This window comes from Bacillus sp. IT-79MI2 (genome assembly GCF_949768135.1).
In the GTDB taxonomy this organism is placed as follows: Bacteria; Bacillota; Bacilli; order Bacillales; family Bacillaceae_G; genus Bacillus_A; species Bacillus_A pseudomycoides.
The window spans coordinates 1-20785 of sequence record NZ_CATKPV010000050.1 but is presented as its reverse complement, the minus strand read 5'-3'; the positions used below and the strand labels follow the sequence as shown (position 1 = coordinate 20785).

The following is a 20785-nucleotide window of genomic DNA, read 5'->3' as shown; positions in this document are numbered from 1 at the left end:
TTTAATACACTTGCTTAGACATACGGATATGATGAACCTATAAAGGTGAGTAATATCTGTATGAAAAAGTACATGTATTCACGTAGAGGGCGTTGCAAAACCAAAATAAATATTCGATATTATATATCAATAAAACTAGCTAAACATAGAATATATAGTGATTCAATTTTCACGATAGTAGCGGCTATTGGGGCTGCACTTAAGAAGTACAATCATAACTAATATATACTGTACTTCTAGGCAACTGCATTTGATGGTACATTGGAGGGGAGGAAGCAACTTTAATTGATGAAGAATGCTTCCTTATTTTATTTTCTAAAGCTTTAATCTCAAAACTTAACCATATAGAGAATATTCTTTCTGTATCACGATAGAAAGTGTTGAATGATAATAATGTTGTTTCATTTGTTATACAGATAACACAGCAGGATAGTTACATGAAACAGGAAGGAATATTCGAATCAGTAACGAAATGTTCAATGGATGACGATGGTGTTAGCTTTTCGATAATATTTTTCAGGAGATGATTGATTTGAAGTTGTTGCAAATAAGACTTTTGGTCAAAAATTTTAAGAAAAGTGCCGTGTTTTACAGAGATCTATTGGAATTTCCAGTGAGTTGGTATGAGGAAGACATGGAATATGCGCTTTTCAATAATGGAGAAACGAAAATTGAGCTTGTATCTCGAAACGTGATGGCCGAATTGGTCGAAGAAGGAAATAAGCCGTTAGAAGCTGAGTCTCAATCAAAATTCTTGCTTCAATTTGAAGTTGAAGATGTCGATCAGACTTATAACCGTTTCAAAGAAAAAGGAATTGAATTTGTTAATGAACCGCATGATCGTGAGGAATGGCGAGCGCGTGTTGCACATTTTCGTGACCCTGACGATAACTTAATTGAAATATATAAAATGCTGTAATTCGATTGTTCAAAATGGGATTAGGTTAAACAATATTAAACAACTTTAGTAGCGCAGTTCAATTTGTTTGAACTGTGTTAATTGTGTTTGTAAGAGTAGAATCTTTATAGGTTTATAGGTTTATAGGTTTATAGGTTTATAGGTTTATAGGTTTATAGGTTTATAGGTTTATAGGTTTATAGGTTTATAGGTTTATGGGTTTATGGGTTTATAGGTTTCGAGATACATTGACTGCTGATAAGTGGTGTTATCGGAAGTCAATGTTGTCGCTAGTTTGGATTCGACTTTTGTATAGTTGACGAAATTTGATGAAAGAGATAATTCTCCAAGGTAAGATATATCCCAGCGCTACAGTCATAAATAGTGCCGCTTCTGTTTCTGGACCTAGCCATTTTAAATAATCACGAAGTAAAAATCGGATAATAAGTATGGTGAGAAAGGTAATGATAAAGCTCTTGTTTCTTACAGCATAAATATGCAGATCGGATCGGAGTTCATAGTTAGTAGTCCAAATAAGTGGAATTGACAAAAGGAACCCAAAGATAACTGCACAAATCCATTCCCAGCCAGTGGCATGTGCTTTTGGATTTAAGATGATGGGAATGCAGGGTAATAACAAAAATAGTATGGGCAAGAGGAGACGGGTTCCGTTTCCTTTAATCGGACGATGCATTGCCCTAATTCTACGCCATAAGACCAACGCAGCAATTATGATCACAATAGAGTAAAACGAAGAAGAATCCATAATTTCACCTCTATACATAGGGTATTTCAATTATATGGGAATTATAGACGGTTGAGTAGTATTTGTTTTAATTGAATACCAATAAGTGGGGGTATGTTAACTTGACGTGAATAGAAAATTCATAAGAAAATCTAACATGTAAGAACGTAATTTACTTACATGTTCTATGGTAAAGACTAGCTTCATGGATGGCTATGGAATAATTTTGTCCTGATAACAAAAACTAACAGAAAAAAACGATAATATATAAAGGAGATTAGATATGCTGAAAAAGATAGGGAAAATTTTCCGAGTGCTCCTCTTTGTATTTATCGGCGTATGTTTTGTTTTGTTTGTTTGGGATGAAATTGACAGAACAGCAGCTGAAAAAAGTGGGAGATTTGACCAGCAGCCTAGCCAATACCCTATTCGTCAAAGTGATATTACTATGTATACAGATGGGAAACAGTTAAACAATCAATTATTCTCAGATATAAAGAAAGCAAAACATTACGTGCATATTAGCTTCTTCTCTATTGCCGATGATAAAGTAAGTCATCAGTTTCTAGATTTATTGAGGCAAAAAAGTCAGGAAGGTGTAGAAGTATATTATGCAGTGGATAGGCTAGGAGGAATTTTACTAAAGAAAAAGGAAAGAGAATTATTAGTTAAAAAAGGAGTGCATTTTACGTATTACAATAAGCCCGCTTTTCCTTATCTTTCTGCTTCTTTGGATCATCGGAATCATCGCCGTATTTCAGTTATTGATGGAAGGATTGGGTACATTGGCGGATTTAATATTGGCAAGAAGTATTTAGGAGAAAAAGCAAAACTCGGTCACTGGAGAGATTATCACCTTCAAATACGAGGAGAAGGAGTTCAAGATCTAGAACACCAATTTGTGTTAGACTGGAAAAAAAACTCAGAGAAACCGATTCCGATACACAGTGCGACAAAGGAAAAGGGAACAACCTCGCATCGATTTACTGCATATTACAGCGGAGAAAAACTTGGACAAGATTATGCAATGCTGTTTCAACAAGCAAAAGAGTCCATCATTATAGTAACACCTTATTTTATACCAAAAGACAGAACTATTTGGAACGCATTAGTAGATGCAAGAAAGAGGGGAGTTCGTGTGAAAATTCTGTTCTCACCTCATTCGGATGCACTGTTAGTTAAAGAAGCAGCGTATCCATATATCCGAAAAGCATTAAAACAGGGAATAGAAGTATATGGTTATAAAAAGGGAGTGTTACACGGTAAAGCATTCTTGATTGATGAAAACGTATTGATGGTTGGGACCGTGAATTTTGATTCGCGCTCGTTTCATTTAAATGAAGAAATGAACTGTTATATCCATGACCCTGTCTATATTTCTAAAATAAAGCCAGTCATTAATGTAGACTTACAAAATTCAAAGCGAGTAACATCCTCTGACGTCAATCAATTATCTATAAAAGAAAAAATGAAAGAAAAGGTTGCAAAAATGTTTGAGTATTATTTGTAAAAACAAAGGATTTTTATATTAAGGAGTAGTAAACTGCATTTTATTAGAATCAATTAAATTACTGACACTAATAAAGAAAGCTATAGAGAGGGAACGTTGTTTTCTTCTCTTTTTTTGTTCACGGATGCTCTAATCTCTTTATTTATCCCGCTATTCGCGGGCAGTAATACTCCCACCTCAAAATTCGGTGAAAACAAAGAAGTTAGGTGGGAGATAAACTGCCCGTAAAAGCCCGATTGGTGAAGGCTAATAATCAGTGTGGGATGAAGAAAACCCCCACTGATTCAAGTTTCACTTTATGTTTACGGATGATATGGATAACAAATTATTTTTATCTATTTTTAAAAGTTTACTTTCATTTTTTAGTAAACAACAAATGAGTTATCTTGTATTAAATATCTCATTTGTTGTTTTGAATGTTAGGTATAAATTTAATTGTTATTCATTATTTTCGCTAATTATTTCTTGTATAATCCCAAAAACAGAACTTAAATTTTCAAAGTTAACGTTGTTAAAAGGTTCAGTCCTATCATAAATATATTGACTCAAATCCAGGGGAATTTTCAATGACTGGAAAAGTAAAATACGTAAAATCTATTGTTGGTTGTATTCTACATATTCAGAAAATAACAAGCTTTATTTTCACAAAAAATGTTTATTTTACCTTGTTTTGTATTGTATGATTATGGCATATTGCAAAGTATATATATTTAATAGAATTGTATATTTGGAGTGATAAAATGCAGCCGTTAGAAAATGAAATTCATCCTAATATGGTCAAAGTGTGGAAGATCCATGCTTTGATTGGTGCGGGAGTACTTGTAAGTATTGTTCTTGCGTATCTCTTTTTTATGATCAAGTTTAATTGGTGGGGTTGGTTGTTCGGTATATTGGTCGTTGCCACGATTATATATACGCCACTAGACTATTTTATCTTTCCGAAACTACGTCAGTGTTATTATAGCTATCGATTAGATGAAGAAGAGATTGAAATTCAAAAAGGAATGTTCGTTGTAAAGCGTGTGTTAGTTCCAATGATTCGCGTTCAGCATGTGACGATTGAACAAGGGCCGATTATGAGAAAATATGAACTAGCAGAATTACAAATTTCAACGGCAGCGACTTCTCATAGTATTCCAGGACTAACAAAGAGAGAGGCAGAACAGTTGAAACGACAAATTGGGGAACTTGCGAAAGTGAGTGATAAGGATGTATAAGAGGCAACATCCGATTACTATATTATTTGATATAAGGATTTCTAGTTTATTTCCCCTTATTATCATTGTTTTATTTGGTCCTAAAGATGAAGTAGAGCCTTGGTACTTATTTCCCATTTTCATTTTAGGCTTCTTGTTGATTTTGGCCATATTTTCGTTTGTGAAATGGTACTTTAAAGTGCATTGGATTGAAAATAATATTTTACATATAAAACACGGGGTATTTGTCAAAAAAGAAAGCTATTTAAATAAAGAGCGTGTGCAAACAATTAGTACAGCTTCCAATATCATCTATCAGTTATTTGGGTTAACGAAGCTCAAAATTGAAACGGCTGGTGGCGGAAAGGATCCGGAGGTGACGTTAGCTGGCATTAAGGAAGAGCAAGCGAAAGAATTAATCGCCTTATTAAATAAAGTAAAAGACGAGAAACCTTTAAAAGAAGAGGAAAGCTTGCTACCAGAAACAAATACAACAGTCTATCAGTTAACGCCAAAAGAAATTTTGCTAGCAGCTATTACATCTGGTCAGTTTGGCTTGTTATTTTCAGGATTGTTTGTCCTTTATACACAGTTTGATAACGTTCTTCCAAAATGGTTCATAGAAAAAGTAGAAACGTATGTGAAAGACAATGGAGTATATGATTGGTTATATATGGGCGCTATTTTAATTGTAATCTCATGGGTCATTTCTACAATTGGCTATGCTTTAAAACATGCGAACTTTACAGTGCAGAGAAGTGGAAATGAAATTCGTATTTCACAAGGGCTACTGGAAAAGAAAGAGATTGTGTTAAAACTGCACCGGATTCAGGCATTGACAATGAAAGAAGGAATCCTTCGTCAACCGTTTGGGTATTGTTCCATTGAAGTGGAAGTTATTCAAAGTATTGAAACTGATAATATGAATGTCATATTGCATCCGCTCATGAAGAAAAAGGATGTGCAGCAATTGCTGACATATTTACAATTACCATATGAAATGGAAGAGGAATTTGTCCATTTGCCAAAAGCAGCGCTGCGTCGCTACTTGATTATGAGCTGGATTACTTTTGTGATTACATTGGTACCAATCATAGGAGCGAGTGTATATTTTCAGCAATATAGTGCTTTATTTGTATTAGTACCATTATTTTTATCATTTATAATTCTTGGATATGGAAAGTATAAAACTGGTGGATATGCGATAAAATCTGATCAGTTAACGCTTGTGTACAGGGGCATTGCAAAGTATACAGGATTCGTGAAAAGAAGACATGTACAAGCAATGACAAAAAAACAATCGTATTTTCAGCGGAAAGATAGGTTGTATACGTATATTGTAGCAGTAGCCTGCAGTGCTGCGGGACGTCATTATGAATTAAAGCATGTGCGTGAAGAGGATGTAGCCCGTATTCATGAATGGTATAAGTAAAAATAAAAAAGAAAGTTAGATATATAACCCGGGTAGTGGATAATTCAAAAATTCTATTATTCGGGTTTCTTGTATGTTATTGCATGTATTTTATGGTCATTTTTAAGATAGAAGTGCTTTTGACGCAAGTATTGTAAAAGGGGGAAGAGATAGGTGGAAATTAGAAGTTCAGTGCAGGCGATTATAATTAGAGACAACCAAATTAGATGAATATAAATGATAGAAAACAGCACCTCTTTTCCCTTGCATTAACTGCCCGTAAAGAAGCCCCTCACTGATTAAAGTTTCACGTTATCTAGTTAAAAATAGACACTTATAAGCATATGTTGTGGTTAGGGAACCTCAATAAATGTGTGAAGATTTATTGTAGAGGAGAGAAATGTGATGGGATTAACAATTTTACATATAGAAGATGATAAAGAAATTGGATTATGGGTAAGTGAGTTTTTTACTGAACGGGGATATAAAGTGATTTGGTTGAAGTCTGGCCATCATGCATTTGAATACATGGAACAAACGGACGTTGTTATTATGGACATTATGCTTCCGGGGCTTGATGGTTATACGGTTGGACAGCGAATGAAGCAAAAGTTCCCTGAAATACCAATTATGATGCTCACAGCGAGAGCTTCAATAGAAGATAAACTGCAAGGGCTTGCTTTTGCAGATGATTATATGACGAAGCCGTACCATCCTGATGAACTTGAGGCCCGCATTCATGTTCTCTTAAGGCGATTCGGTGTGGTTTCTCTGGATCATATACAGTTGAACCATTTAAGTATTGATCGGAAAGCCAACCGTATTTTGAGTTCACAAACGAATAAAGAGATTGTCTTAACTGGTAAACAGTTTCATATCTTTATGTTTCTCTTCAATCATCCAAATCAGATTTTGACTCAAAAGCAAATATATGAAGCTGTGTGGGAAGATTCCTATATAAAAGGGGATCGGACTCTTATGGTCCACATTCGTCATTTGCGTGAAAAAATAGAGATTGATCCCAGTCATCCTCAGATTATCGAGACGATTCGCGGCATCGGGTATCGGTTGAAGTTATGAATATTCGAAGATCGCTCGTTACCAAATATTTATTATTGATCCTTGCCTCTTTATTCATGTGGCCTATTTTGCCAGCAATCTATTATTTACCTGACATTTTGCTTAAACAAGATACGATACATGAGCCACTGGAAATAGAAAAAATGTGGGAACATGAAGCTGAACAACTAAATGAAGCTAATGAGAATACAATCAATGAAAAGCTCGGTAAGATACAAGGACATTATCCGAAAGCTGAGCTGTTTTGGGTCGACAAGGCGGGGAAAACCCATGTGATCAATCAGCGTATCGTAGAGATTCCTGATCAATGGACACCTTTGAACCTCATCAACTATCTCGATAGGAAAAAGCAACAAGATATATTCACTGTGACAGCTACGATTGGTAAAGATGGTGAACAAGGATTTATGGTATTTCATATCCAAAAATCTATTACGACGCTTGCGATTCAGCCAGTAAATGGAGATCTCTTTTTAATCCTTATTATTTTTGTCGTAGGTGTTTCGATTGTAGTGGTATCTTTGCTATTTTTTTTAGGTATTCGCAAAAGACTTGTACAACTTCAAAGCGCAATGTCAGATACCGTAAATGATGGAATACCTGATAAGGTTACAGTCAATAACAGTGATGAGATTGGACAATTGGAAAAAGCCTTTAACAGGATGATCGATCAGTTAAAAGACAGCCGGAAGCGCGAGAAGGAAGAAGAGTATCTACGAAAACAATTGATTGCGAATATCTCTCACGATTTACGGACGCCTTTAACCGTTATTAGACAGCATGCCTACTCTATTCAGAATAACCCCTCATCCTTAAAAGCAACCGCATCGGTACAAATTATCGTCAACAAACTAAATGATGTTGGAAAATTACTTGAAAATCTTCTTACTTACACATTACTTTCAGCTGGAAAGTATCCATTAGAGAAGACAAACATAGATGTGATTGAAGAGTTACGTAATGCTGTCGCCGAGTGGTATCCGGTTTTTGAGAAAGAAGGTTTTGAAGTGAATGTCCATTTGGCTGACTGTTCATTGATTTGGCAGGTGGATCCTCTCTGGCTGCGCAGTATATTCGATAACCTGTTTCAAAATGTCATTAGGCATGCCAGGTCTGGCGGATATATTTGTGTAGAAACAATTGATCGTGACGGCGACTTATTTATGGTCATCAGAGATAAAGGGCGGGGAATGGAGCACCACTCAGAAGCAAAAGGAGCGGGCATCGGGCTATCCATCGTTTCGCTCATGACCAGGGAAATGGATGTTTTTTGGGAGGTATCCAGTTCTCCGCAAGGTACATGGCATTATTTAAGGCAAAAATTAAACTAGATTTAAACCTGAGGTCACCTCGATTTTCCATTCGCTCAATACAATGGATATCGAGGTGATTTTTTATGAGAGTTAAAAAAGAAATGGGCTGTGAGCAGGTTAGTGTCAAATTTGGATGCATGTGTATACAAAAAAACGGGGTAGATCAGTCTCAAGAAAATAATAGGAAAGGGTGTTTTTTGAGTGGATTCAAAGACTTCCATTGACAAATCTAACATGGATACAAATTCTGCATTGCCTTCACCAAAGAAAAGAGAAGGAATGAGCCTAAAGCGATGGCCATCTTGGATTGGGTATATAGCCATTGCTTGGTCAGCTCTTTATGGATCGATGCATCTTTACTGGTTGCTTGGAGGAGAGGGGTATCCTTTTAAGAATGAAGATGGTATGGATTTGTTTGCTGGAAAGGTTACTTATCTTCCGTCCCAGGTTGGAGGTATCATATTTGTTGTTCTTTGTCTGATAGGTATATTGGTTGGATTTTCAATGAGGAAGCCAGTGGAAAAGACTTTCCAACAGCGGCTTATCCTCATTTATGCCTGGGGGTGGGCGGCTGCTTTACTCCTCTTTGTACCGGATGCCAGTCTGATTGCGGCCATGGCTTATGCTTTTTTATTAAAATTTAAATTTGACTGGCTGATGCTCAATCAAATTATATGTGTTCTAGGAGGAATATCTTGGGGGTTTTTCGCTGTAGCTTATCGAAGAAAAATACGCCATGCATGTGAATATTGCGGAAGGAAAGCGGACGGGAAAACATCTCTTCTCATGCGATGGAGTCGATGGATTACCTATCTTGCGGCTCTTGCTCCTATTCCATACGCAATTACGCGCTATGCTTGGGCATTGAAAATCCCGCTAGGAATTGACGCGAAGTTTTTGCAGGAATTTTCAAATGTTAACCCAGCGCATCATATTACTGAATGGGCTTTCGGATCAATATGTATCGCCGGTAGTATTCTTACGCTGGGTTTGATCCAGAAATGGGGTGAAACCTTCCCGCGATGGTTCCCATTCGTTAACGGTAAAAGGGTGCCAATCCTGCTGGCGGTGATTCCAGCATCGTGTGTAGCGATTGCTGTAACCGCTGCTGGCTTCACCTTTACTTTCGCTTTTATCGCGGTTACACTTCACCTCGTGTCTACAGATAATATGTTGCTGAGTCACATTTGGGGTTCAATAGGGCCAATGCTTTTATGGATTCTCTGGGGGATAGCGCTAGGTCTTGCTTCTATCGCTTATTATTATCGTAGACGAGGTCAATGTAGTTACTGTGGTAGAAATGAAGTGGAAAGTATTTCAAGATAAAAGGGCGATGAGTTCGTGGAAGACAGAGAAAAAAGCTGTAGCTTCTCCTCAATCGGAGTTACAGCTTTTTTGTTTAAGCTAACACATCAAAAGTAGTCACAAAAGAAGGTCTTGAAAAAATGCTCTTTTGCGGCTCTGCATTTGTTTGTGCAGGGCGTTTTTTATGTGCATTTTCGAAAGAACGTGACTCTGTCCAATCTTTAAAGTTTTGTTCATTTTCCCACATTGTCATAATGACATATGTATCGTTACTTAATGGGCGAAGAACGCGGATTGCTTGGAAACCAGGTTCGTTTTCAATAAGGCCTGCACGGTTTTTAAAACGATTTTCAAAAACAGGACGGCCTTCATCCGTAACAGAAATGTTGTTACACACAATATAGCCAGGTTGTCCTTTAAATTCCCCGACAGCATCTAGCACGTCATATTGAAGTGATCCTTCTACAGTTTCTTCGGTATTTTCTTTATAAAACATATCTTTCTCATCATTCTTTGCAGTGAAATGTGGTTGTTCTAGAGGTGTTGCGTATGAAATAATTGCTTTCATTGTAATGCCCCCTTTATGAGTTTAATTTCATTATAGCAACTCTTACAAAAAACTTCGAAGATTATATACATAAAGATAGTCGTTTTTCAAATAATAAACATACCATCATTTGGAAAGAAGGACGATGTATGAAGAAAATAAAGTGGAGCCTAATGGGCGGCGTAGCAGTGTTTGTAGTTGCGATTGTATTCTATAAACTGATTGTGTTAGCTGGTGGTTATATAATGGATGAAAAACGGCTTGTTTTCCACTCTTCATCACGTATCGTTGATCAGCGAGGAAAAGAAATTACGAAGTTATATGTAGAAAATAGAGAACTTGTACCAATTGAGCGAATTCCTAAACATGTAGCAGAGGCGTTTATAGCTGTAGAAGATGCTAGATTTTATGAACATTATGGAATCGATTATCCTTCTGTTTTTCGCGCGTTGTATAAAGACATTTTAGCAGGAGAGAAAGTGGAAGGCGGTAGTACAATTACGCAGCAGTTAGTTAAAAATGTTTTTTTAACTCATGAAAAAACATTTACACGTAAATTAAAAGAAGTGGCAATCGCTCTTCAATTGGAACATAAATATACGAAGCAACAGCTTCTTGAAATGTATATGAATCATATTTATTTTGGTCATGGTGCTTACGGGATTCAAGCAGCGGCGAAATTGTATTTTAATAAAGATGTAGAAAAATTAACAGTTGAAGAAGGGGCGATGCTTGCAGGTCTTCCGAAAGCACCGAATGGATATTCTCCCTTTTTATATCCAGAAAAGAACAAAGAGCGCCGTGATTTAGTTTTATCTCTTATGCATAAACAAGGATACTTATCAGCTGAGGAGAGTGTTCGTTACCAAGGAAAGACAATTGCTCTTTATAAAAGTTTAGATGAGCGAGAACTTGCTTATATACCGTATGTGGATATGGTTGTAGATGAAGCAGCACGCTTATATGGTTTGTCACATCAAGAAGTGCTTCGCGGAGGATATACATTTATTGTATCTATGGATGAAAAAATTCAAAAAGTAGCTTATGATCAATTTCAAGATGCACGAAATTTTCCAGGTAAAGAAAACGGGGCACAAGGTGCTTTTTTATTAATGGATAATGCAACTGGAGGAATTAAAGCCGCAATTGGTGGAAGAGAGTATGTCCCAAGAGGATTTAATAGAGTGTTTGCGAAAAGACAGCCAGGGTCTGTTTTAAAGCCGCTCATTGTGTATGCACCAGCGCTGGAAACGAAAAAATATAATCCGTATTCTTTATTAACAAATGAGCAAACATCTTTTGAAGGGTATGAACCACGAAATTATAATCATAGGTATTCAAAAGAAGTAACGATGTATGATGCACTCTTAGAATCGGGGAATGTACCGGCTGTATCTTTATTACATGAAATGGGTGTAGAGCAAGGGAAGCAATATTTAGAGAAGGGAAATATTCATATTGCAGAATCTGGTTTAAGTACGGCACTTGGCGGACTTAAAGAAGGGGTCTCTCCATTTGAACTTGTAAAGATGTACCGTGCGTTCTTAGCGAATGGAAAAATTATTGAGCCGCATGTTATTGAACAGGTACTCGATCGACACGGAAAGGTGATTGGAGAATCACCTAAAAACGAAACGAAAGTTTTTTCAAAACAAACAGCATGGTATATGACAAAAATGTTAGAAGGGGTTGTAAAGGAGGGGACAGCGAGAGCAGGAGTATATAACGGTGCATTAGCTGGGAAAACGGGTACAACGTCACTTCCTAATCAAAGTGAAGGCGCTAGGGATATTTGGTTTGTTGGATATACTCCAAGTTTAGTAGGCGCGGTATGGATTGGGTATGATCGTACGGATAAAGAACACCAACTTTATGATGGAAAGCTATCTGCAACAGAATTATTTAAAAAGATTTTAACGAAGGCAAATGTACAAGATAATTCAAATTTCAAGCGGCCAAAAGATGTCGAAACAATTGGAAAACCAATCCGCCTAAGTAAAATTGAGAACGTGGAAGCACAGTTATCTTTTAGTCCATTTAGCTTGTTTACTGCAAAATTACACTGGACTCCACTTCCCGATAAACGGGTTGTATATAGAATCTATAAAGTAGAACAAGGGAAGCATATTCACGTTGGAACGGTAAAAGGGATTGGTGAGTATGAGGAAAAGTTTATTAACATATTCTCTAAACCAAGCTTTTATGTAGTTCCGTACAATCCACAAACAAATCGAGAAGGAGAAAAGACAAAAGTAGCTAAACCGTAATTTTTGCTTGTGATATAATAAGAATGTTGTGAAAATAGTAAGCGGTTTTACGAACGTTTGTGTCAATTTCATGAACAACGTACATAATGCTATGCATTTTGTTTTTACAAGCTGTATAGTAAAAAAAGATAAATAATAGGATAGGGTTCGTATAGGTAAGGAAGGGAGCAAGGGTCTTGGTAAGAAATATAAATGAGACATTTTTAAAAGCATGTATGGGGGAACAAACAGAATATATACCAGCATGGTATATGCGACAAGCAGGGCGTTCACAACCTGAGTATAGAAAGATAAAAGAGAAGTATTCTTTATTTGAAATTACACACAATCCGGAGTTATGTGCATATGTTACAAAGCTTCCAGTTGATCAATATAATGTAGACGCAGCGATTCTTTATAAAGATATTATGTCACCACTTCCAGCAATCGGCGTTGATGTTGAAATTAAATCTGGGATTGGACCGGTTATTGATAACCCAATTCGTTCTTTACAGGACGTAGAAAAACTTGGTGAAATTCATCCGGAAGAGGATGTTCCATACATATTAGATACAATTCGTTTATTAACAAACGAGATGTTAGATGTTCCGCTAATTGGCTTTTCAGGGGCGCCATTTACATTAGCAAGTTATATGATCGAAGGCGGACCTTCTCGTAATTACCACAAAACGAAGGCGTTTATGTATGCAGAACCGAAAGCTTGGTTTGCTTTAATGGATAAGCTTGCAGATATGGTAGTTACATATTTGAAGGCACAGATCAAAGCAGGGGCAAAAGCAGTACAAGTCTTTGATTCTTGGGTTGGAACAGTGAATGTAGCAGATTATCGTTTGTTTATTAAACCTGCAATGGAGCGTATTTTCACGGAAGTTCGCACGATGGGCGTTCCGATGATTATGCACGGCGTTGGAGCAGGACATTTAGCAAATGAATGGAATGACTTATCTCTTGATGTAGTCGGACTTGATTGGCGCCTGTCAATTGAAGAAGCGCGCGGGCGCGGCATTCATAAAGCAGTACAAGGCAATATGGATCCTTCATTCTTACTTGCACCATGGGACGTTATCGAGGAGCATGTAAAAACAATTTTAGATCAAGGAATGAAGCAGCCTGGTTATGTATTTAACTTAGGTCACGGTGTATTCCCAGAAGTAAATCCAGATACATTAAAACGCTTGACGACGTTTATTCATGATTATTCGAAAGCACAGTTAGCGAAGTAAAGGAGAATACGTGTATGAAAAAGAAAATTGGTTTGCTTGTAATGGCATACGGAACACCGTATAAAGAAGAAGATATTGAACGTTACTATACACATATTCGTAGAGGCAGAAAGCCAAGTCCGGAAATGTTAGAGGATCTAACAGAACGTTACTGTGCAATTGGTGGTATTTCTCCTTTAGCTACTATTACATTAGAACAAGCGAAAAAGTTAGAAAAACGTTTAAACGAAATGCAGGATAACGTAGAATTCCACATGTATCTTGGTTTAAAACATATTGAACCTTTCATTGAGGATGCTGTACAAGCTATGCATAACGATGGGATTGAAGAGGCAATTGCCCTTGTTCTTGCTCCGCACTATTCTACGTTCAGCGTAAAATCATATGTCGGCCGAGCGCAAGAAGAAGCAAATAAGCTTGGAAACTTAACAATTCATGGTATCGATAGCTGGTATAAAGAGCCGAAGTTTATCCAGTACTGGGTAGATGAAGTGAAAAAAGTATATAGCAGTATGACAGAAGAAGAACGTGAAAAGGCGGTTTTAATTGTATCTGCGCATAGTTTGCCAGAAAAAATCATCGCTTTAGGTGATCCTTATCCAGAACAGTTAAACGAAACAGCTGATTATATCGCACGCGGTGCAGAGGTTCCGAATTATGCGGTCGGCTGGCAAAGTGCGGGAAATACACCGGACCCATGGATTGGGCCAGATGTACAAGATTTAACGAGAGAGCTACATGAAAAGTATAACTACACTTCATTTGTATATGCACCGGTTGGATTTGTAGCTGAACATTTAGAAGTGTTATATGACAATGATATTGAATGCAAAATCGTTACAGAAGAAATTGGAGCAAAGTATTATCGTCCAGAAATGCCAAATGCATCAGATTCATTTATTTCTTGTTTAGCAGATGTAGTGTTAAAGAAACAAATGGATGTTTCGTAATACCTTGGGAAAGGAGGGGCCGTTTTGAAGAAGAAAGTTGTTATCATCGGTGGTGGAATTACAGGTTTAACAACAGCGTATTACTTACAAAAAGAAATTCGCGAAAAAGGATTGCCGATTGATACATTGTTAATAGAAGCATCGGGTAAACTTGGAGGGAAAATTCAAACCGTTCGAAAAGGTGGATTTACAATTGAGCGTGGTCCAGATTCTTTCTTAGAAAGAAAAGAGAGTGCAGCTAGACTAGCAAGAGAACTCGAACTTGGAGATGAGCTTGTAAACAATGCAACTGGTCAATCATTTGTTCTCGTGAACAATCGATTACATAAGATGCCGCGCGGATCTATGATGGGAATTCCAACGCAAGTTACCCCGTTTCTATTTTCAGGATTGTTCTCTCCGATTGGTAAAGTAAGAGCAGGTTTTGATTTTGTATTGCCACGTTCAAAACCTGTTTCCGATCAATCACTTGGTCAATTTTTCCGTCGTCGTCTAGGAAATGAAGTGGTTGAAAACTTAATCGAACCATTGTTATCTGGAATTTATGCGGGGGATATTGATCAAATGAGTTTAATGGCCACGTTCCCACAATTTTATCAAGTGGAGCAAAAATATCGTAGTATTTCACTAGGTATGCGTACGTTGGCTCCGAAGAAAATAAAAGATGTAAAGCCGAAAGGGATCTTTTTAACATTAAAAACAGGCTTACAATCCATTGTAGAAAAAATAGAAGAGCAGCTAGAAGATGGAACTGTTGTGAAGGGTACTCGCATTGAAAAAGTTGCAAAAATGGGTGATGGTTATCATATTACATTAAGTAATGGAAAAGAAATTGAGGCGGATTCCATCGTTGTTGCTGCGTCTCATAAAGTATTGCCATCTATGTTTGCACAGTATAAAGAGTTCCGCTTCTTCCGCAATATTCCATCAACATCGGTTGCGAATGTTGCACTCGCTTTTCCGAAAGAAGCAATCAAGCGTGATATTAATGGTACGGGCTTCGTTGTATCTCGAAATAGTGATTTTTCTATTACAGCATGTACGTGGACACATAAGAAGTGGCCGCATACAACACCAGAAGGAAAAGTTCTTCTTCGTTGTTACGTTGGGCGTCCTGGTGATGAAGCAATCGTAGAGCAAACAGATGAAGAAATTGTTCAATTTATATTAGAAGATTTGCAAAAAACAATGGATATTAAGGCAGATCCAGACTTTACTGTTGTAAGCCGCTGGAAAGATGCAATGCCGCAATATACAGTGGGGCATAAAGAGCGAATGAAGAAGTTAACAACATTTATGGATAAAGAATTGCCAGGTGTTTATTTAGCTGGTAGCTCTTATGCTGGATCCGGTCTTCCTGATTGTATTGATCAAGGGGAGGCGGCTGTAAAGCATGTGTTGTCTTATTTGGAAAAAGTAGATGAGACGGAATTAATTGCGCAATAATGAAACAGGAGCTTGGTAGCTCCTGTTTTTTTGTCGTTGCTTGTCGGAGGGGCGATATCCTTTGTCGAAACGCTGATATATTCAAAAAATCGCTGATATATTTGATTTTGCGCTGATAAAATTTTTAGAGCTATCGAGAATTTTAGGTAAAATGTGAGGGATAATCTCATCTAATCCATAATTCTTTTCATCTAAGAGCCATGAAATCTTTTTCTAGTCTAATATCCCTTCAGCTACTTTCATTGGTGTAGGATAAAAATAATCTTTAGAAATTCTTTAGATGAAAGCATTTATTCGATCTCACCAATATAAACAGGACTTGACTGATTACCAGCATGAAAGTCTTGAATAAGCTTCCTGATGCCAATAGGAAACAGAGGATAACGTAGCAAGTCATCTATTGGTAACCAGGAAATACCTGTTTGTTTGCTGTCCATATGTAGGGTTTTGGAATTTACATTTGTAAAGGAGACAGGTGTACATGAATACATAAATTCAACTCTGTGTACTTCAGGATCCATAAAACATTCTCTTATAAATAAGAGGTCACCTTCTTTTACTTCAATCCTCGTTTCTTCAAGACATTCTCTTTTCAAAGTTTTATCTAGCGTTTCACCAATCTCTTGCCCACCACCAGGGAGCAGGTGATATGTGCCGTCTTCATCTTCATAAGTCGTTACTAATAATGTATCTTCGTGTATAAGTATGGCTTTAACTGAATTTCTAATTTTCATGTATGTCATTCCCTTCAGTTAATAGCTGTAGGATACTCTTCTAGGGCATGCTCTTCAATCATATCTATATTTCTTTTATGTTTTGCATAATGAATAATATGATCTCTTATATTTGGATATAGAATAATATTATGTAAATCAGATAGCGGTACCCATTTTACATCCATTTGATTTGGATCGGGATTAGCAGGCATTTTTGGGGTAGAACCATTCTTTATTTTACATTCAAACATGAGATGTAAAGAATGAGTCGGGCCATATTTATTATCGTTTAGATGTGGCGCATATTCATAAGCAAATGCCAATGAACCGACTTCTACATCAATTGATGCTTCTTCTTTTGCTTCCCTTTGTACAGCGTCTATAACTGTTTCATTTGGTCCAACTCCACCTGCTGGTAAATTATAATGAAGGCCATTTTCGTCATGAAATTCAATTAAGAGGATTGAATCATTTTCGATAATAACTGCTCCAGCTCTTACTCTAATATGGTAATTCATTGGTTATCCCCCACCTTTTGAAAAATATACCATATTATTTTACAGTATTTTTTGAGTTTTGTATTCGATTTTAGTTGAGTATTACATTTAGTGCTGCAGCTGCTTTCGGCCATCCAACATAAAAGGCTAGATGTGTGATTAAAGCAACAATTTCTTGCTGAGTCATTCCGTTTTTTTCGGCTAATTGTAGATGAAATGGCAGCTGTTCTGTATTACCAATACTAATTAAAGCAGAAAGTGTAATGAAACTTCTTTCTTTTGATGTTAAAGTAGGGTCTCTCCATACTTTTTCGAATAATACGTTTTCACTATAATCAACAAAATCGGGAGCAGTATCTCTCATTTTCTGTGAAACATTGAGTTCGATACGGTCATTCATGATTCTTTTGCCTCCTTCATTGTAACCATTTGAGCTATTCCTTGACCAAATGACCAGTTTTCAGCAGATGTCTCGTTTAGTGTAATAAAAATATTAGTTGTAGAGATGTTTAAATGGTTATAAAAAGCTTCTGAGATTGATTGATACAAATTTCTTTTTTGCTGTATTGTTCTTCCTGGTCCACATGTAATAGAAACATGTATCATTGTATCTGTTCTTTTTTTCTCCTCCTCTAAGAGATAATATGGATTGTAAAAAAATTGATGAGATGGATAGGGTAAAAACATGTGAAAGTAATCATCTTTTGGAATCTGAAAATGTTCCATTAATGCAAGGTGAATACCATTACTTACTTTTTTAAACTTTTCTTTATTCAATTGATTTTCTGGATAATAAACAGTAACAAACGGCATTTCTTCTTCACTCCCTTTCGTATGGATTTATTTTACTCCTACAATTTTAATTTTGATAATTGAAAAATTATCATATAATTATCAATAATGCCGATAGAGATCAGGTGTAAAAATGGAAATAAAAGAGTTGAAAACGTTCAAAATGATTACTCAGGAAGGGACTTTCTCACTTGCAGCCAAAAAGTTAAACTATGCTCAGTCAACTGTAACAACACATATAAAAAAGCTAGAGAAGGAACTTGGTTTTCTTTTGTTCGAGCGAGGGTGGGATGCCAGGTTAACGGATGAAGGAGCATTATTTGCAGAAGAAGTGGATCATTTGCTAATGCATTGGGAGTATTCAATATCTCAGGCGCAGCGTATAAGCAATGAGGAGAAGGGAACGGTAAGAATTGGTCTATTAGACTCGATTGCAGAAAAATTGATTCCTCCACTATTAAAATATTTAAATGCGGAGAAACCATATATACATTGTGATTTTGTTGTAGGGAATACAGCACTTTTATCACAAATGGTAGACCAAAATAAAATTGATTTTGCAGTTTGCGGAAACAATAAAAATATTTCTAATGTGAACTTCACCCCACTTTGTAAGGAACAAATACAATTTATTGTTAATAATCCTCATCATCCGTTATTACAAAAAGAGTCAGTGGAAATATCAGATATCATTGATTATCCTATTTTAATAGGAGAGAATAGTTGCTATTATTATCAATCTGTGAATGCTTTTTTATCGGAAAATAACGTATCCTTTAAAAAGGTCTATAATTGTAGTGCACTACATCTCATTCCACAAACGATTTTTGGAGAGATGATAGGTATTATTCCTAAGGGGACTAATTTAAAAGAAGGAAATATATTGTTTAAGGTTAAAGGATTTGATCCTCAAATGCCGATAGGATTATGTATTTCTTCTAAAAAAAGAAATTATTTAAGTCAGACAAAAAAGCAACTGCTAAAATTAATTGAATCATTGTTATAAATAAAGAGTGCAGAATTCGAAAAGCCCCTTTCGAAATTGAAAGGGGCTTTGTTTTACACTTATAACTCTCTTAAAAAGCGAATAAATTTCTTTAAGCCTTGCGGTTGTTGTTTTCTACGTTTAATTACAAAATCAATTTTGACCGTTTCAGGTATTTCTTCATAATGAATTGTTTCTGCCCTTGTCCGGCTATACGCAACATTAGCAGGTATGATCGTAATTCCAAGTCCAGCATGAGCAGCTTGCATAATAGACTCAAGTGAATCAAATTCCAGTATCGTTTTTTGATCAAAACTATTCATATGACAATAATCTAATAATGTCTTTCTATAGATACAATTTGAATCACTGTTCACAAGTAAAGTTTGATTTTCGAGCAGAGTATCTTTTGGTGAAATGAGAATCATATTTTCAAAATAACTGTACACAGTATCCAGTTGTGATTCATTATATGCACCATTTAAAAAAATTCCATCAAGTTCTCCATACAAAAGCATTTCTTGTAACTTTGCGTTATTAGTAGTTTTTATTTTCACATCCATATTTTTATAGCATGCCAAAAAAAAGGAGAATAGCTGAGGAACTTTCACCGCAGAAATGGTTTGAGATGCTCCAAGTGTTAAAGATTCTCTCCACTTTTTGGGATTTATTTTTGATTTCGCTTCATTCATTAAAAACATAATTTGATTTGTATAATCTAATAAAACTTTTCCTTGTTCAGTTAATGTGACACCCCTGTTATTACGCTTAAATATTTTAACGCCTAATTCATCTTCTAAATTTTTAATGCGCTGGCTTATATTCGGTTGTACATATCCTAATTTCTCAGCAGCTCTAGATATTGATTGTAGTTCTGCAACATGTTTAAAAATCCATAAGTCATGGCTTTCCAAGAATAGATCCCTCCACTAGGTATCATTTAAAATGATATCGGCTTCATTATTCAGTATTATACTCCTCAAATGAACGAAGATAAAATGAAATGGAATCAGATACAGTGGGGAGATTTTAAAATGGACATAAAAGATAAAGTAGTTATTATAACAGGTGGCTGTACGGGTATCGGAAGGGCTACTGCTTTGAAGTTAGTTAGTGTAGGAGCAAAAGTTGTGATTAATTATAGTTGTTCAGAAACAGAAGCGTTAGAAACAGTTGATGAAATTCAGCAGCAAGGAGGTACGGCAATCGCTGTTAAAGCTAATGTAGCACAAAAAGAAGAAGTAGAGGCGATGGTATCTCAAACTGTTAACTTTTTTGGAACAGTAGATTGTTTGGTGAACAATGCGAGTATAACAGCCCAAATACAAATGGATGACTTAGAGTCTGTAACTGATGAAGTTTGGAATTCGCTTTTTAGCGTAAACGTGAAAGGAATGTTTCATTGTATAAAAGCTGTTGTTCCTTATATGAAGGAGAAAAAATTGGGCGCCATTGTGAATATGGGGAGTGTTGCAGGGATAACTGGATTAGGATCATCTATACCGTATGCAGCAACAAAATCAGCAATTCATACAATGACAAAGTCGCTCGCTATTGCATTGGCACCTGACATCAGAGTAAATAGTATTTCTCCTGGTGCAGTTCATACGAGATGGTGGTTAGGTAATGAGGATAAGATGTACCAACTTGCGGGGAACTTACCACTTCAAAGAATTTCAACACCAGATGATATTGCGGAGGCGATTCTTTTTCAATTGACTCAGGAATCTATTACAGGACAGATATTTACAATTGATAATGGACAGACACTTTAATATTGTGAAGCCTTGTGCAGTAAGATTATCAACTTAATAGAAAGTTGTATTCATTTTATATAATTAGAAGAGGACATAGTATCCTCTTTTTTGCATGATATATAGGCTGTTATATATGGGGTAGCACCA

At 36.3% G+C, this 20785-nt stretch carries 20 protein-coding genes; 13 read left to right on the top strand and 7 right to left on the bottom strand.

What is annotated here, in order from left to right; genetic code table 11:
- The first annotated feature begins 532 nt into the window (after nt 1-532).
- The gene (locus ACM6HU_RS06330; RefSeq protein ID WP_033671011.1) at nt 533-919 is read left to right on the top strand and encodes a VOC family protein; all 387 of its coding nucleotides are present in this window, start codon (nt 533-535) and stop codon (nt 917-919) included.
- Nucleotides 920-1166: 247 nt separating this feature from the next.
- On the opposite strand, the gene ACM6HU_RS06325 is transcribed toward ACM6HU_RS06330, so the two are convergent.
- Nucleotides 1167-1664: a CcdC protein domain-containing protein gene (locus ACM6HU_RS06325; protein WP_016113678.1), complete on the bottom strand. Its 498-nt coding sequence runs from the start codon at nt 1662-1664 to the stop codon at nt 1167-1169.
- Between the two features lie 262 nt (nt 1665-1926).
- Between ACM6HU_RS06325 and ACM6HU_RS06320 the strand changes: the two genes are divergently transcribed.
- The 6 genes from ACM6HU_RS06320 to ACM6HU_RS06295 all read left to right on the top strand — a co-directional run bounded on the left by ACM6HU_RS06320 (nt 1927) and on the right by ACM6HU_RS06295 (nt 9479).
- Complete coding sequence (locus tag ACM6HU_RS06320) at nt 1927-3153, top strand: phospholipase D-like domain-containing protein (protein ID WP_016113679.1); 1227 nt, start codon at nt 1927-1929, stop codon at nt 3151-3153.
- A gap of 740 nt (nt 3154-3893) precedes the next feature.
- Nucleotides 3894-4370 (top strand): PH domain-containing protein, encoded by a 477-nt coding sequence (locus tag ACM6HU_RS06315; protein WP_016113680.1) that lies wholly within the window; start codon nt 3894-3896, stop codon nt 4368-4370.
- The gene (locus ACM6HU_RS06310; RefSeq protein WP_016113681.1) at nt 4363-5781 is read left to right on the top strand and encodes a PH domain-containing protein; all 1419 of its coding nucleotides are present in this window, start codon (nt 4363-4365) and stop codon (nt 5779-5781) included. Before ACM6HU_RS06315 ends, ACM6HU_RS06310 begins: the two co-directional genes overlap by 8 nt.
- A 384-nt stretch (nt 5782-6165) precedes the next feature.
- A complete protein-coding gene (locus tag ACM6HU_RS06305; protein ID WP_016113682.1) occupies nt 6166-6840 on the top strand; it encodes a response regulator transcription factor in 675 nt (224 codons plus the stop codon).
- A gap of 68 nt (nt 6841-6908) precedes the next feature.
- On the top strand, nt 6909-8171 hold the full coding sequence (locus tag ACM6HU_RS06300) for a sensor histidine kinase (protein ID WP_229161479.1): 1263 nt from the start codon (nt 6909-6911) through the stop codon (nt 8169-8171).
- A gap of 183 nt (nt 8172-8354) precedes the next feature.
- Nucleotides 8355-9479, top strand: a complete 1125-nt coding sequence (locus ACM6HU_RS06295; protein ID WP_016131219.1) for a DUF3995 domain-containing protein — start codon at nt 8355-8357, stop codon at nt 9477-9479.
- A gap of 73 nt (nt 9480-9552) precedes the next feature.
- Here the strand turns inward: ACM6HU_RS06295 and ACM6HU_RS06290 are convergent, their stop codons facing one another.
- On the bottom strand, nt 9553-10026 hold the full coding sequence (locus tag ACM6HU_RS06290; RefSeq protein WP_016113686.1) for an antibiotic biosynthesis monooxygenase family protein: 474 nt from the start codon (nt 10024-10026) through the stop codon (nt 9553-9555).
- Nucleotides 10027-10154: 128 nt separating this feature from the next.
- Here ACM6HU_RS06290 and ACM6HU_RS06285 point away from each other — a divergent pair, with 128 nt between their 5' ends.
- From ACM6HU_RS06285 to hemY, 4 genes are all read left to right on the top strand, one after another.
- Complete coding sequence (locus tag ACM6HU_RS06285) at nt 10155-12272, top strand: transglycosylase domain-containing protein (RefSeq protein ID WP_016113687.1); 2118 nt, start codon at nt 10155-10157, stop codon at nt 12270-12272.
- 176 nt (nt 12273-12448) lie between these two features.
- Complete coding sequence (gene hemE, locus ACM6HU_RS06280) at nt 12449-13495, top strand: uroporphyrinogen decarboxylase (protein WP_016113688.1); 1047 nt, start codon at nt 12449-12451, stop codon at nt 13493-13495.
- A gap of 14 nt (nt 13496-13509) precedes the next feature.
- Complete coding sequence (hemH, locus tag ACM6HU_RS06275; RefSeq protein WP_016113689.1) at nt 13510-14445, top strand: ferrochelatase; 936 nt, start codon at nt 13510-13512, stop codon at nt 14443-14445.
- 24 nt (nt 14446-14469) lie between these two features.
- Entirely contained in the window at nt 14470-15891 is a 1422-nt protein-coding gene (gene hemY / locus ACM6HU_RS06270) for a protoporphyrinogen oxidase (protein WP_016131221.1), read from the top strand.
- A gap of 290 nt (nt 15892-16181) precedes the next feature.
- Here the strand turns inward: hemY and ACM6HU_RS06265 are convergent, their stop codons facing one another.
- The 4 genes from ACM6HU_RS06265 to ACM6HU_RS06250 all read right to left on the bottom strand — a co-directional run bounded on the left by ACM6HU_RS06265 (nt 16182) and on the right by ACM6HU_RS06250 (nt 17917).
- Complete coding sequence (locus ACM6HU_RS06265; RefSeq protein ID WP_016113691.1) at nt 16182-16625, bottom strand: NUDIX domain-containing protein; 444 nt, start codon at nt 16623-16625, stop codon at nt 16182-16184.
- Between the two features lie 14 nt (nt 16626-16639).
- Nucleotides 16640-17125: an NUDIX domain-containing protein gene (locus tag ACM6HU_RS06260; RefSeq protein WP_016113692.1), complete on the bottom strand. Its 486-nt coding sequence runs from the start codon at nt 17123-17125 to the stop codon at nt 16640-16642.
- 70 nt (nt 17126-17195) lie between these two features.
- A complete protein-coding gene (locus ACM6HU_RS06255; RefSeq protein WP_016113693.1) occupies nt 17196-17504 on the bottom strand; it encodes a carboxymuconolactone decarboxylase family protein in 309 nt (102 codons plus the stop codon).
- A complete protein-coding gene (locus ACM6HU_RS06250) occupies nt 17501-17917 on the bottom strand; it encodes a tautomerase family protein (RefSeq protein ID WP_016113694.1) in 417 nt (138 codons plus the stop codon). The genes ACM6HU_RS06255 and ACM6HU_RS06250 overlap by 4 nt, the downstream gene beginning before the upstream one ends.
- A gap of 112 nt (nt 17918-18029) precedes the next feature.
- Between ACM6HU_RS06250 and ACM6HU_RS06245 the strand changes: the two genes are divergently transcribed.
- Nucleotides 18030-18902, top strand: a complete 873-nt coding sequence (locus tag ACM6HU_RS06245) for a LysR family transcriptional regulator (protein WP_016113695.1) — start codon at nt 18030-18032, stop codon at nt 18900-18902.
- A gap of 59 nt (nt 18903-18961) precedes the next feature.
- On the opposite strand, the gene ACM6HU_RS06240 is transcribed toward ACM6HU_RS06245, so the two are convergent.
- Nucleotides 18962-19795, bottom strand: a complete 834-nt coding sequence (locus ACM6HU_RS06240; protein WP_016113696.1) for a LysR family transcriptional regulator — start codon at nt 19793-19795, stop codon at nt 18962-18964.
- 120 nt (nt 19796-19915) lie between these two features.
- Between ACM6HU_RS06240 and ACM6HU_RS06235 the strand changes: the two genes are divergently transcribed.
- Nucleotides 19916-20656, top strand: coding sequence for an SDR family NAD(P)-dependent oxidoreductase (locus ACM6HU_RS06235; protein ID WP_414848078.1), 741 nt, complete (start codon nt 19916-19918; stop codon nt 20654-20656).
- Nucleotides 20657-20785 lie beyond the last annotated feature (129 nt).